Source organism: Cobetia sp. QF-1, assembly GCF_002213105.1.
Classification (GTDB): Bacteria; Pseudomonadota; Gammaproteobacteria; order Pseudomonadales; family Halomonadaceae; genus Cobetia; species Cobetia crustatorum.
On record NZ_NBVS01000003.1, the window covers coordinates 1 to 14,808 of the forward strand.

The following is a 14,808-nucleotide window of genomic DNA, read 5'->3' on the forward strand; positions in this document are numbered from 1 at the left end:
TGATCAAATTTTTAAAGAGCGTCGCTGTTAAGCGAGGAGGCATATTCTACCGGGAACGCTTGAGAAGTCAAGCACTTGGTGATGAGTCAGTCGACTGCCTCTAAGCATCATCAAGCAGTGAGGGGCGATGCCCGCTCACGTGTTCCGTAAGGTGTGCGGCGCATTCTAGCGAATCTACCGGGATTGTCAAGCGATGCATTTCGAAGAGACTTGAAAAACATCAATCAAAACAATCACCTGCACACCTCTTTCACCGCTGGTAACGCCATGCGTCCCCGGCAGCGGATGCGTACTTTACGCACCGGACCGGTTCAGCGCAAGGCCTTTTGAGAAGAAATGCCCTTTTACTTCAAGGCCTAATGACAACCAGCGCCTCAAGCGTCCATCAGACCTGTTTGCTGTCCACCGAATGCGGCACTGGCTGGGCATGCCAGCCGCCCCGTGAACGTGGCCTGATCACCAACGCAGCTTCCAGACGCGTTTCAGGCAGCTGCATCACCCGCGCCAGCAATGTCAACAAGGCTATCTCCTCATCCTCCACCTGCAGGTCGGCATGCACGACCTGAACAAGTGCTGCAAACCAGCGCTGCTTGTCCATAGGCCGCAGATGCGCAAGATGAGTGAGATAGCGGCAACGTAATGCTGGGTTAGCAATACCCGCTGCTGTGACCGAACACTCCAGTACCATGCCAAGCTCAGCCGTCGCCTCTTCAAAGGCTTCTTGCCGTAACGTCTCGTCATCCATCAGACCTACCATCAATCCAAGCCAATGCTGGCATGCTTCCCGACATTGATTCAGCCCCAGCGAATCGCTCTTGCGGTCTACCCTTGGGTCCAGCGATTCCATCAATAGCTGCCATAAGCACCAGCTAAAGAGATCATTGGGAGGTATTAGTGCCTTGAGCATTCGGTGCGCACGCTCATCCGCTTCGCGCCAACGTGGTAATAGCCGATTGAGCAAGGCGATCCACTCTCTTCTCGGCAAGGCCTCGAGGCGTACTCGGATTTCGCGTATCCGTTTGCCATCCAGCCACTCATGTTGACGCTCAAGTTCGGAAAACCACACGCCGCGTTGCTTAAGCTCCATCGGTGCGATCATGGCAACCACCAGCTGTGGACACAGAAAACGTGACAAAGTCAGATTCTCGAGCTCTCCACGAGTTTGCGCGAGCTTATCCATGAATGCCGCGCCGGCAACGCCTGCCAAGACACCGCCGAGCATCTCGGCCCCGATAGGGGCCTGCTGCTCGAAGGTATGTACCGGCTGTTGGCGCGCTGGTAGATAGTGGCTATCCCAGCGCGGCTCTAGTCGTCGAATACGCTCGTCCAGCGGCGGATGCGAATCAAACCAGCCCGTCAGCCAGGGAGGGCGTGTCTCGACAAAGAACAGGTGATTATAGGTCATGGCACGCGGGTGCTGGATTCGCCCCTGCCAGCCCATGCCGCCAATCCGCTTGAGCGCAGAGGCAATGCCATCCGGCAAGCGCGTCAAACGCACTGCACTCGCATCGGCGAGATATTCACGCGAACGGGCTACGCCTCGCTGCAGCAAGCGTCCAGCGAGCCCTCCCAAGCTGCCGAGCAGCCACAATGCTACGCCGAGTAGCATCAGCTTGCCCATGCCACCTTTCTTGTCTGAGCGAGAAGACCCCACACCCCCGACCAATATACCGATCCGGCCAGCCCCCATCAGGAAGCGACCCGCCTCGGAGAGAAACACCAACCCATGTACGGCACTCGCCAAGCGCAGATTAAGCCGGATGTCACCATTGGCAATATGCGCAAACTCGTGTGCGACCACACCTTGCAACTCATTGCGACTCAACTGCTCCAACGCACCGCGACTGAGTGCAATCACCGCATCATGCGGGCGATAACCTGCCGCGAAGGCATTGATCATTGCCTCATGAGGCAATACGAACAATTGAGGCGGCGGCAGATTGGCCGCAATCGCCATCTCCTCGACCACGTTCAAGGCGCGCCGCTGGGCAGCATCCTGTGTCTCAACATCTACCCGCTGACCACCAAGGCGCGCAGCGACTATTGCCCCACCCTGCTGCAAGCGGCGTAACTCACGCGCTGCGACAAAGGCGTTGCACAGAAAGATGACGCACGCGACTGGCAATACATATCCGTACGATGCTTCTGGTGGTTTACCGAGAAAGAGGCTGATGAAGTAATGCACAGCAGCACCAGCCCCAAGTGATACCGCCAGCGACATGATGACAAAGGCCAGCAGCAGTAACCGCGTTCGCCGTCGGGCACTGTCCTGCTCATGATAGAAGTTCATCCGTAATGGCTATCCGCTACGTCATGGAGTTGAGGCTGACTCATCCGAAACTGACGTCCGGTGCCTGACGAATCTTCACACTGTCATCAAAAGCCAGTAGTCCCGCATCAGTGCGATGCCCAAAGGTCGGCGCGAGAACGACTTGCGGAAAGCTTTGACGATAGACGTTGTAGTCAGTCACGGCATCGTTATAGGCCTGACGAGCAAAAGCCACGCGATTTTCAGTCGCAGTCAGCTCTTCCATCAAGTCACTCATGGTCTGATCCGCCTTGAGCTCAGGATAGGCCTCGACCACCACATCAAGCTTCCCGAGGCTAGCTGCCAGTCCTTGCTCAGCACCGGCAAGGCTCGCCAATTTATCCATGCTGCCAGGATGTGCGGCAGCAGCGTTCAGTGCTGCCATGGCTTTATTACGCGCATTGATAACGCCTTCGAGCGTCTCGCGTTCATGACTCAAATAGCCCTTTGCTGTCTCGACCAAGTTGGGAATCAGGTCATAACGACGCTTGAGCTGGACTTCAATCTGGGCAAAGGCATTTTCGAAACGCGCACGTAGACTGACCAGTTTGTTGTAGATGGCGATCACGTAAATGACGATCAGTGCGATACCGCCGAGCAGCAGGAATGTCTTCATGAGGAGTCCTTTATGTAATCCCTTGCATAGATGCCTTTCAGTGTACCCATGCCACGCCTTGGTACCAGCAGATTACATCGGAGAGCTCCAACGCAGCATCCTCACGAGCGCACTGATAGAGACAACCTCAACGTATCCAGTGATGCATGAAAAGATGCACTGGCATCGACTCTAGAGCAGCCTGATCACTGAAAAGTGTCTGCAGAAAATCGCAGCGCGCGGTAGGGAAACAGGTGGTCAGATTGGCTCGATATTTGGCTTCCAGCGGCGCCAGTGCTTCATCACGGCGCCGACGATGACCGAGTGGATATTCAACCACCACCTCATCGGTAGCAGTACCGTCAGAGAAGACTACCCGTAGAGCATTGGCGATTGAGCGCTTGTCAGGCTCCAGGTACTCGCGGCTATAACGTGGCGACTCACGGACTACCATTTTGTCTCGTAGCTGATCAATCTCTGGATGTGCGACATGAAAGTCATCTTCGTAGTGCTCAGCCGTCAGGGCACCAAAGATCAACGGCACGGCCACCATATATTGTAGACAGTGATCACGGTCTGCCGCATTGGCCAGTGCGCCCTGCTTGGAAATGATACGAATCGCTGACTCATGTGTGGTGATCTCGATACGCTCAATCTCATCGATCCGCTCACCCACCTCGGGGTGCAAGAGCACTGCTGCCTCGGCAGCTGTCTGAGCATGAAATTCAGCGGGGAAACTGACCTTGAACAGCACATTCTCCATCACGTAGCAGCCAAGGGGATGTGACAGACGCAAACGACGCTCACCTTCAGACTTGAGTGACAGATCGTGGTTGAGATGACTGAAGGATACGTCGTTGAAGCCCCACTGCGAGGCACTCAACGCTGCAGGAATCCCCATCTCACCGCGCAGAGCAATATCCGCCAGCCGCACACCGCGCGAGGTAGCATCACCCGCCGCCCAGCTCTTGCGCGACCCGGCATTCGGCGCATGACGATAAGTGCGCAAGCTCTGGCCATCGACGAAGGCATGCGAAAGCGCCGATAAAAGTTGCTCGCGATTGGCTCCCATCAAGCGAGCTGTTACGGCCGCCGTGGCAACCTTGACCAACAGTACGTGATCGAGCCCGACGCGATTGAAACTATTATCCAGCGCCAGCACGCCTTGAATCTCGTGCGCCATCACCATGCTTTCCAATACATCTTGCATCACCAGCGGCGGCTCACCTTCGGCGACACGTTGCTGAGACAAATGGTCGGCCACTGCCAGAATACCGCCTAGATTGTCAGACGGATGCCCCCACTCCGCCGCCAGCCAGGTATCGTTATAATCGAGCCAACGAATCAGGCAGCCGATATCCCACGCTGCCTTGACCGGGTCGAGACTCAGATTGGTGCCCGGAACACGCGCTCCATGCGGTACCTGCGTGCCAACGACCAACGGGCCTAGATGCTTGGTGCACTCGGGGAAACGCAATGCCAGAATGCCGCAACCCAGCGTATCCATTAGGCACAGTCGGGCAGTATCCATCGCTTCACGACTGGGCTTACCTTCCGTATCACCATTGCAGTAACTCAGCACGTAATCGGCGATCTGCTGCAGCTCAGGATCATAGCCCGGACGCTGGTTATCACTGGCCTGCGTACTATCGGAAGGAATCGTAGCATCGGAAGAAATCTTGGAAGGTGCATCAGAATGCGTGTCTGCCGATTTATTGCTCATGTCGGTGCTCTCCTATCGAGAATCGATCCATGTTTCTAACGCAGTATCGTTAGGAATATCTGTCTGATACAAAGACAAAAGACCGGCTCAGCTGCATATCCCATGCAGGGCCGGTCTTTTATTGTCACGCAGCGACCGCTAGCGCCGCAGACTAAAGCACCAGCGTTTCTGACGGCACCCGTATCCAACCTTCCATCAGAATGCGCGCGCTGCGGCTCATCACTGCTTCGCTTACCTGCCACTCACCCCGCTTACCCTCTCCTGGCATCCACTCGGCACTGGCACCTACCCGTAGAGTGCCGGAAGGATGGCCGAAGCACACCGAATCACGCGGTGCTCCTTCACTTCTTTCATGAGCATTGGCAGCCAGATTGACCAATGTTCCAGGTACAGCGGCAGCAGCTGCGATTGCGACCGCAGCAGTCCCCATCATGGCGTGGTGCAGCTTGCCCATCGACATAGCGCGGATCAGCACATCAATCTCACCTGACTTGATCTCACGGCCACTGGAGACCATGTGATCCGCCGGTGCTGCGACGAAGGCCACCTTAGGTGTGTGCTGACGAGTCGCGGCTTCCGCCAGATCATTGATGAGCCCCATATGGAGCGCACCATAGGCACGTAGCATTTCAAGGCGGGCCAATGCAGCAGCATCACCATTGATCGCGTCTTGAAGCTCAGTACCGCTGTAACCGAGATCTTCCGCACGCACGAAGATGGTCGGAATACCGGCGTTGATCAATGTTGCCTCGATACGGCCGCCAGCCACGACTGACTCCGGCACCTCCAGCACATCGATCACATTACCAGTGGGGAACATGCTGCCCTCACCCGCCGCAGGGTCACGGAAGGCGACTGCGACTTCTGCTGCGGGAAAGGTCACGCCGTCGAGTTCAAAATCACCCGTTTCCTGCACACACCCCTCATGCATCGGTACGCGTGCAATGATCGTCTTGCTGATATTGGCCTGCCAAATGCGGACTTCAGCGATACCGTCTTGCGGCAGCCGCTCAGCCGACACCAATCCCTTCTCGATGGCAAAGGGACCGACGGCAGCAGACAGGTTGCCGCAGTTGCCACTCCAATCGACAAAGGGCGAGTCGATGGAGACCTGTCCGAATAGATAGTCGACGTCGTGTCCAGGCTGCTCGCTCTTGCTGATGATGACCGTCTTGCTGGTACTGGAGGTAGCTCCCCCCATGCCATCAATCTGCTTGGCGTAAGGGTCAGGGCTGCCGATCACTCGCAGTAACAAGGCATCACGTACCGGGCCTGGCACTTGGGCGGCTTCTGGTAGCTCATCACGCAGGAAGAACACGCCCTTGCTCGTGCCGCCACGCAGGTAGGTCGCGGGGATTTTCAGTTGTGGCTGGCGACTCATGCGGAGACCTCCTCAGCATTTGTGCCCGTTGCCTCCGAGCTCAAGAAATCCTCCGCGAAACGCTGCAATACACCACCGGCAGAATAGATGGAGAGCTCCTCACGAGTATCGAGACGACAAGTGACCGGCACGCGCTCGACCTGACCTGCCTGCTCGCCCTGCGTACGCTCAATCAGCAGCGTCAGTGTCGCGCCGGGTATCGCCTCACCCTCGACGGCGTAAATCTCGCTACCGTCGAGCGCTAGCGTCTTACGGTTGGTATCCGCTTCAAACTGCAATGGCATCACACCCATACCCACGAGATTAGTACGGTGGATACGCTCAAACCCTTCAGCAACGATGGCCTCGACGCCCGCCAGTCGCACCCCCTTGGCTGCCCAGTCACGCGACGACCCCTGACCATAATCAGCACCAGCGACGATGATCAGTGGCTGTTTACGCTGCATGTAAGTTTCGATGGCCTCCCACATGCGCACAACCTTGCCTTCCGGCTCCAGGCGCGTCAGCGAGCCCTGCTGGATCTCGCGCTTGCCACCCCCGCCTTCCACCACGGCCATCTCATTGATTAGCTTGGGATTGGCAAAGGTCGCACGCTGGGCGGTGAGGTGATCACCACGGTGAGTCGCGTAGGAGTTGAAGTCTTCTTCCGGCAGTCCCATCGAGGTGAGGTACTCCCCCGCGGCACTACTGGCCATGATGGCGTTGGAGGGTGACAGGTGATCGGTGGTGATGTTGTCCCCCAACACCGCCAGCGCACGCATTCCCTTGAGAGTGGGCGCCGTTGCCAAATCACCTTCCCAATACGGCGGGCGGCGAATGTAGGTGCTCTGCGCACGCCAATCGTATAGAGGGCTGATGCCGGTTTCGCGATCGTCCTTGACCTCAAACATCGGGATATAGACCTGACGGAAGTGGTCCGGCTTGACGCTGGAACCGACGATGGCATCGATCTCTTCATCGCTGGGCCATAGATCCTTGAGCATGATCGGCGAGCCATCTGGCGCATATCCCAACGTATCTTTCTCGATATCGAAGCGGATAGTACCGGCGATGGCGTAGGCGACCACCAATGGCGGCGAGGCCAGGAAGGCCTGCTTGGCATACGGGTGAATACGGCCATCGAAGTTACGATTACCGGACAGCACTGCGGTCGTATAAAGATCACGCGCGACAACCTCTTTCTGGATGGCAGGGTCCAGCGCACCACTCATGCCGTTGCAGGTTGTGCAGGCGAAGCCGACGATGCCGAAGCCGAGTTGCTCGAGTTCCGTCAGCAGTTCCGCCTCTTCCAGATACAGCTGTACGGTTTTGGAGCCAGGTGCCAGCGAGGTCTTGACCCACGGCTTGCGTGTCAGACCCAGCGCATTGGCACGCCGCGCCAACAGCCCTGCGGCAATCACGTTGCGCGGATTGGAGGTATTGGTGCAGCTAGTGATAGCCGCGATGATCACGGCGCCATCCGGCATCAGATCGCGCCCCTCCTCATCCTGCTCATGCTCGATCACGCCCGAGATGCCACGCGCCGCCAGCTCGCTGGTCGGTACGCGACTATGCGGATTGGACGGACCCGCCAGCGTGCGCACCACCGAGGAGAGATCAAAACTCAGTTCGCGCTCATATTGAGCGTTGGTCAGCGCATCTGCCCACAGACCCGTTTCACGCGCATAACGCTCGACCAGTGCGATGTTTTCTGGCTCGCGGCCGGTCAACGTGAGGTAGTCCAGCGTCTGTTGATCGATATGGAACATCGCCGCTGTCGCGCCATACTCCGGCGTCATGTTGGAAATGGTGGCACGATCGCCCAAGGTCAGGTGTGCGGCCCCCTCACCGAAGAATTCCAGATAGGCGGAGACAACCTTCTCGGCGCGCAGGAATTCCGTCAATGCCAGCACGATATCGGTCGCGGTGATACCCGGCTGCGGGCGGCCCGTCAGACGCACACCGATGATATCCGGCAAGCGCATGTAGGAGGCACGCCCCAGCATCACGCTCTCGGCTTCCAGCCCACCCACTCCGACAGCTAATACACCCAATGCATCGACATGCGGCGTATGACTGTCGGTACCGACCAGCGTATCCGGGAAGGCCACCCCGTCGCGCGATTCGATTACCGGTGACATCCGCTCCAGATTGATTTGATGCATGATGCCGTTACCCGGCGGAATGATGTCGATGTTCTCAAAGGCCTGTCGCGTCCAATTGATGAAATGGAAACGATCCTCGTTGCGGCGATCTTCAATAGTACGGTTCTTCTCGAAGGCATCCGGATCAAAACCGGCATGTTCGACCGCCAGCGAGTGATCGACGATCAACTGGGTCGGCACCACCGGGTTGACCTTGGCAGGATCACCGCCCCGCTCAGCGATGGCGTCACGCAGACCAGCGAGATCGACCAGCGCGGTCTGTCCCAGGATGTCGTGACATACCACGCGGGCGGGATACCAAGGGAAGTCGAGATCTCGGCGGCGCTCGATGATCTGGATCAGGCTGTCACGCAGCTGCTCAGGCGGGCAACGACGCACCAGATTCTCGGCCAGCACACGCGAGGTGTAAGGCAGACCGTCATAGGCGCCAGGGGCAATATCTTCTACCGCGGCGCGCGTATCGAAATAGTCCAGCGCGGTGCCGGGCAGGGGCTTGCGATAGTCGGTATTCATGGGCATCCGGACTCATCAATCAGGCAATCGGTAGAAATCCTGTGCCCGCTACGGTCATGGCATCGGTCGAGATATCAATCGAACGCGGGCACAGGCAGGGCCAGGCAGTATGGGTAGACGATAAATCAGTCGCGCTGATCGATGGGCTGCCAATCACAATGCTCGGGGCCGGTATAATCGGCACTAGGGCGAATGATGCGATTGTTGGCACGCTGCTCGAAGACATGCGCCGCCCACCCTGTCAGGCGCGAGCAGACGAAGATCGGCGTGAACAACTTGGTGGGAATGCCCATGAAGTGATAGGCGCTGGCGTGGAAGAAATCGGCGTTGCAGAACAGCTTCTTCTCGCGCCACATCACAGACTCGACGCGCTCGGAGACGGCGTAGAGCTGCGTATCTCCTACATCATCCGCCAGCTTGCGTGACCACTCCTTGATGATGGCATTGCGCGGATCACGTTCACGATAGATGGCATGGCCAAAGCCCATGATCTTCTCGCGGCGCTCCAGCATGCCAAGAATCTCGCGCTCGGCCTCTTCCGGTGACCGCCAGGATTCAATCATCGCCATCGCTGCTTCGTTGGCACCGCCATGCAGCGGCCCACGCAACGAGCCGATCGCGGCTGTGACACAGGAATGCAGATCGGAAAGCGTCGAGGCGCAGACACGAGCGGTGAAAGTCGAGGCATTGAATTCATGCTCTGCGTAGAGAATCAGCGAGGTATTCATCACTGCGGCATGCAGCTCACTCGGCGCTTCCCCATGCAGTAGATGCAGGAAGTGCGCGCCGATGGAGTCATCATCAGTCTCGGTCTCAATGCGCACGCCATCGTGACTGAAGCGATACCAGTAATTGATGATCGACGGGAACACCGCCAACATCCGGTCCGCTTGATCCGCCTGCTCATCGAAGCTGGCCTCTGTTTCCAGGTTGCCGAGCATCGAACATCCGGTGCGCATCACATCCATCGGATGAGCGCTGGCCGGAATCTGCTCAAGCACCGCCTTCAGAGCATCCGGCAGGCCACGCAGACTCTTGAGACGCGCGATATAGGCAGCGAGCTCCTCACGATTGGGCAGCTTGCCCTTGAGCAGCAGATAGGCAACTTCTTCGAAGGCGGCGTTGTCCGCGAGGTCTTCCAGATCATAACCGCGATAACGCAGGCCAGATCCTGTCTGGCCCACGGTGCACAGAGCTGTCTCGCCGGCACTCTGGCCGCGCAGGCCAGCAGCAGCGGCGGAAGGCGTAGAGGTGTGATCAGACATGGCGTGATCTCCTTGGCAGTGACGTCATTGAGTTGTTCTTTTTCTTGTAGGGCATAAAGCGTTGCCCCCTGAGAGCAACATCAGGTAGCTCTGAGGGTAAGTAGCGTGGTGCAGCCGCGTGGAGCGAACGATAACTAGTCCTTGCGACTCTCGGCATCGAAGAGCGAATCCAATTTCTGCTCGAAGGTGTGGTAATCGAGAAAGTCATAAAGCTCCATGCGCGTCTGCATGGTCTCGACCACATCCTGCTGATCGCCCTTGTCGTGAATGTTCTGATATACCTTGAGCGCAGCGGCATTCATGGCACGGAAGGCAGACAGCGGATAAAGCACCATCCGGCAGCCGACATCGCCCAGCTCACGCTGATTGAATAGCGGTGTCGCACCGAATTCGGTGATGTTGGCCAGAATCGGCGCATCAACACCGTCACAGAAGGCGCGGTAATCCTCCAAGGTATGTACCGCCTCGGCGAAAATGGCGTCTGCCCCCGCTTCGACACAGGCATTGGCGCGTGCAACCGCAGCCTCAAGCCCTTCCTTCTGGAAGGCATCGGTACGCGCGATCAGATAGAAGTCGTCATCACGACGGGCATCGGCGGCAGCCTTGATGCGATCGACCATCTCCTGGCAGGAGACGATGGCCTTGTTGGGACGATGACCACAGCGCTTCTGAGCGACCTGGTCTTCCAGGTGTACTGCCGCGACACCCGCACGCTCCATCTCCTGGACCGTGCGGGCGATGTTGAAAGCGCCGCCCCACCCAGTATCGATATCGACCAGCAGCGGCAGCTCGCTGGCCGCAGTGATACGGCGCGCATCCTCCAGCACGTCATTCATGCTGGTCATGCCAAGATCCGGCAGACCATAGGAGGCATTGGCCACGCCACCACCAGACAAATAGATCGCCTTGTGGCCAACGCGCTCCGCCATGATCGCGGTATAAGCATTGATAGTGCCAACGATAGGCAGCGGACGATTAGCCTCAAGCGCGGCGCGAAAACGTGCGCCGGGGCTCTGCAAGGCGGTGGAACTCAGGTGGCGTGACATGACATCTCCCGGGCTAGGCCCATGTAAGTAGTGAAAGTGTTGGAATTATTAGCGCTAGAACCGGACTACTCTTCGCCCTGCTCTTCCTTGAGCGTGGCTGCATAACGCCGCGCCACGTTCTCGCGTGAAGCGCTGACATGGCGACGCATCAGCAGCTCCGCCAGTTCTTCATCGCCTGACTCGATGGCATCGACGATCCGATGGTGTTCGACGAATGCCTTGTGAGGACGTGAGCCACTGGCACTGAACTGGGTGCGATACATGCGCACCAGGTAGTAGAGGTCATCGCACAGAATCGTCATCAGCATGTGGTTATGGCTGCCGAGCACGATCTGATAGTGAAAATCGAGGTCCCCTTCCTTCTGGAAGTAGGCGGTGCCGGTCTTCAGGTCCGACTGCTGTTCGTGACTTTTGAGCACACTACGCAGGCGAGCAACTTCCTCCGTGGTCATATGCTTCGCAGCCAGTCGTGCGGCCATGCTTTCCAGCGCCTCGCGTACATCGAAGAGCTCCAACAGCTCGGTCATCGATAGCTTGACCACCCGCGCACCGACATGCGGCACACGCTCAATCAGCCGATGCACTTCCAGGCGGCGCATGGCTTCACGCAAGGGGCCACGCGAGATGCCATAGGCCTGCGCCAGCCCTGGCTCAGTGATCTTGCTGCCCGGTGCCAGCTCGCCTCGCACGATAGCGTCTTGCAGCTGATGAAAGACTCGCTCGGCTAGCGTGCGTACTTCCGGGGTCACTGCTGCCGGCAAGGGGGCTCCGCTGGCAGCGGCGCTACCGGCCAGTTCGGCAGTGGCGCCACGCGCCAAGCTTCGGGCTGCAGTGGCGTTGTGAAAAGCATCGGTGGTCATGGCAGTCAGGCAATCCGGCTAAGCAAGGGACAGGAATTAGCACAAGGATGTGTGAATCGTGACGACACACCATTGTCGACAATCATTCAATGACTGCCAGACTAGCCAGCCAGCTGAGATGGGTCAAGATACAATCCACCTTCACGTCTACACCTTTGGCGGTAGACGTGGATAACCACGTTCAATAAAACCTGATAAAACAACCCTCATACGCCTAACAGCGCAAAGACTTCATTCTTTCACCCTTTCCAGAAGCAGCGATATACCGTGGAATTACAGGCGAGAAAAAGCCCTGTCAGTGGACACTGACAGGGCTTTTTCAATAACGGTCTATGATGAGATATTCGATGACTTGTCGACAATCGTTCAGCACTGACTCACACAACCTCGCCGACGGCCTTCATTCAAAGCTAAGCTCAGCGCCGATGCGCCGCGGCTTCTGGAAAGGCAGAGAGTGATCAGTGCCAGGAATTTCCAGTGACTGCCAACCTGCATGACGTTCTGCCAACAGGCCGTGATACTCACGCAGGGTCTCGGGACTCTTGCCACCCACCATGCTGCGCACCTCGCCTCCTGCCGCCATGACATCTGCCAACAGGACATCGCGATCGATCTCGCGCACGGCATGGGTGACGCAATCCAGCGCATTGGCAAAGCCGAGGTGACGGTGCGCCAGCCGTGTCACCATCATGCGTTCAGCACGCGGATTGCGTGTGCGATGCGGTGAGATCAGGTCGAGGAACGCGGTGATACCCGCCTCGGGGCTAGCGGCTTCACGCATGGCATGCGCGGCCTCGGCATAACCTTCACGTACCTTGAGCATGGTGGAGTGGCATTCGCGTTCCAGCAGCGCAGGTTCCAGCAGACTGATATCGCCGATGCGCACGTCCGGGCGTTCATGACGCAGACGCTGGGCAAGGCGCATCGCCACCAGTCCACCGAAGCTATAACCGATCAGATCGAAGTGCGTGATGCGCTGTGTCTCAATCAGTGCCATCACGTCCTCTACCACCTGTTCGAGCGTGAAGGAAGGCTCTCCCCCTTCGAGCGCAACGGTCTGTCCCATGCCACGCAGATCAGGAATGATCAGCTCATCATGGGCAGTGAGATGTCCGATCAGCGGCGCCCAGGTCAGAGTGCCCGCTACGCCAGCGCCGTGCAGCATCAACAGCCGCCGCCCGCTCTGACTATCGCGACGTGTCAGACGCTGCCAGAAGATTTGCTGATCGGGGCGCGCGAGCAAATGTTGGTCATGTGAAAAATCAGGATGCATGCGATGACTCCAGCAATGCGGCGGACACGTTGAAGGGCAACGTGGCTCGGGAAACGGGCACCTTAATCAGCTGTCGCGCCCACGACAAGTCCGATGACTCCATACGAGCGAATCACACGCATGGGCGGACAAATGACGCCGGGATGCCTAGAATGCCCTGTCCGCCAACGGAAGCTGTCATGACCATCACGCTCGAAATCGTCGCCCTGCCTTACTCCATCGTCCCGGAGGATGAGGCCTCTACCCTTTCACGCTTTGCGCGCCTGCGCGCGCGGCCAGAAGCTGTGCTGCTTGATAGTGGCCAGCCTTCCAGTGCCGGAGGGCGTTTCGACATCATCAGTACTGACCCGATCGCCCTGCTGGAACAGGCCGAGCACGGCAGCAAGCTCAGTGGACCGCTACGCGCCTCGCTGAGCGATCTGGACAGGTTCAGTGCAGCGCTTGATCGTCTCGAGACCCTGCCGGTAATTGATGCCCAGCGCCAGCTGCTGTCGCTGTTGCCCCACTCGCTTTCCGGCGAGCAACTTGCGGCGCATGACCTCGCCTCGAGTGATCTGCCGTTCATCGCGGGCCTACTCGGTTATTGGAGCTACGATTTCGGGCGTGCATTGGAGCAGCTGCCGGTGGCGGCACAGGACGACATCCCACTACCCTGGGCCCGACTCGGGCTGTATGACTGGGCACTGATCTGTGACCACAAGCGCCAGCAAAGCTGGCTGGTTGCCACGCCACAGCGACGCAAGCAGGTGCTTGAATGGCTTGAGCATCCAGCGCCGAGCACAGAAGTCTTCGTGCTCAACACCCCCTTTACGCCGCGACTTGATCGCGAGGGCTATGGCGAACGCTTCCGTCAGGTCATGGACTATCTTCACGCGGGTGATTGCTACCAGATCAATCTGACGCAGCGTTTCACGGCGGCCTGTCACGGTGACAGCTGGGAGGCTTACTGCAAGCTGCGCCGCGCGACGCCGACGCCCTATGCCGGCTACCTGAGCTGGAAGGATACCCTAGGCGAGGAAATGGCCATCGTCTCCGTCTCGCCGGAACGCTTCGTTGAGGTAAATCATCGCGCCGTCGAGACCAAGCCCATCAAGGGCACGCGTCCGCGCGGCATGACGCCGGAAGAAGATGCGCACTTGGCGGCTGAACTGATGGCTAGCCCCAAGGACCGTGCTGAAAACGTGATGATCGTCGATCTGCTACGCAATGACCTCGGGCGTGTCTCCGCTCCCGGCAGTGTCAAGGTCCCCTCACTGTGTGCACTGGAAAGCTACGCCAACGTGCATCACTCGGTGAGCACCGTCACCAGCGAGCTGGCCGAAGGCTACGACGCTCTGGATCTGCTCGGTGCCGCCTTCCCCGGTGGCTCCATCACCGGTGCTCCCAAGGTACGCGCGATGCAGATCATCGAAGAACTGGAGCCAGTACGCCGTAGCGGCTACTGCGGTAGCCTCGGCTATCTGGATATCCGCGGCCATATGGATACCTCCATCGCGATCCGCACCGCCGTGATCGCCGAGGGCCACGTACACCTGTGGGGCGGCGGCGGCCTGGTCGCGGATTCCGAGGAAGAAGCCGAATATCGCGAGAGCCTGGCCAAGATCCAACGCCTGATGGATGTACTGGCATGATACCCACCAGTATCGGGAAGTTGTTATAAGTCTTATCCTCGGCCATAACTCAATGGCATATAACGATCG

Annotated in this window: 10 protein-coding genes; 1 reads left to right on the forward strand and 9 read right to left on the reverse strand. The window is 58.2% G+C overall.

Annotation, left to right across the window (positions count from 1 at the left end; all coding sequences use genetic code 11):
* Nucleotides 1-385: 385 nt before the first annotated feature.
* The 9 genes from CFN46_RS06555 to CFN46_RS06595 form a co-directional block, all read right to left on the reverse strand.
* Complete coding sequence (locus tag CFN46_RS06555) at nt 386-2,290, reverse strand: M48 family metalloprotease (protein WP_088743067.1); 1,905 nt, start codon at nt 2,288-2,290, stop codon at nt 386-388.
* 40 nt (nt 2,291-2,330) lie between these two features.
* Entirely contained in the window at nt 2,331-2,924 is a 594-nt protein-coding gene (locus tag CFN46_RS06560; protein WP_024952388.1) for a LemA family protein, read from the reverse strand.
* A gap of 127 nt (nt 2,925-3,051) precedes the next feature.
* Entirely contained in the window at nt 3,052-4,626 is a 1,575-nt protein-coding gene (locus CFN46_RS06565; RefSeq protein WP_088743068.1) for a bifunctional 2-methylcitrate dehydratase/aconitate hydratase, read from the reverse strand.
* A gap of 151 nt (nt 4,627-4,777) precedes the next feature.
* Nucleotides 4,778-6,007 carry a 2-methylaconitate cis-trans isomerase PrpF gene (prpF, locus tag CFN46_RS06570; RefSeq protein ID WP_088743069.1) on the reverse strand — a complete coding sequence of 410 codons (1,230 nt, stop codon included), beginning with the start codon at nt 6,005-6,007 and terminating at the stop codon, nt 4,778-4,780.
* Complete coding sequence (gene acnD, locus CFN46_RS06575; protein ID WP_024952391.1) at nt 6,004-8,664, reverse strand: Fe/S-dependent 2-methylisocitrate dehydratase AcnD; 2,661 nt, start codon at nt 8,662-8,664, stop codon at nt 6,004-6,006. Before acnD ends, prpF begins: the two co-directional genes overlap by 4 nt.
* A gap of 125 nt (nt 8,665-8,789) precedes the next feature.
* Nucleotides 8,790-9,929 carry a 2-methylcitrate synthase gene (gene prpC / locus CFN46_RS06580; RefSeq protein ID WP_024952392.1) on the reverse strand — a complete coding sequence of 380 codons (1,140 nt, stop codon included), beginning with the start codon at nt 9,927-9,929 and terminating at the stop codon, nt 8,790-8,792.
* 134 nt (nt 9,930-10,063) lie between these two features.
* On the reverse strand, nt 10,064-10,975 hold the full coding sequence (gene prpB, locus CFN46_RS06585; RefSeq protein WP_024952393.1) for a methylisocitrate lyase: 912 nt from the start codon (nt 10,973-10,975) through the stop codon (nt 10,064-10,066).
* Nucleotides 10,976-11,040: 65 nt separating this feature from the next.
* On the reverse strand, nt 11,041-11,835 hold the full coding sequence (locus CFN46_RS06590; protein WP_024952394.1) for a GntR family transcriptional regulator: 795 nt from the start codon (nt 11,833-11,835) through the stop codon (nt 11,041-11,043).
* A gap of 400 nt (nt 11,836-12,235) precedes the next feature.
* On the reverse strand, nt 12,236-13,108 hold the full coding sequence (locus tag CFN46_RS06595; protein WP_088743070.1) for an alpha/beta fold hydrolase: 873 nt from the start codon (nt 13,106-13,108) through the stop codon (nt 12,236-12,238).
* Between the two features lie 179 nt (nt 13,109-13,287).
* Between CFN46_RS06595 and pabB the strand changes: the two genes are divergently transcribed.
* A complete protein-coding gene (gene pabB / locus CFN46_RS06600) occupies nt 13,288-14,739 on the forward strand; it encodes an aminodeoxychorismate synthase component I (protein WP_088743071.1) in 1,452 nt (483 codons plus the stop codon).
* Nucleotides 14,740-14,808 lie beyond the last annotated feature (69 nt).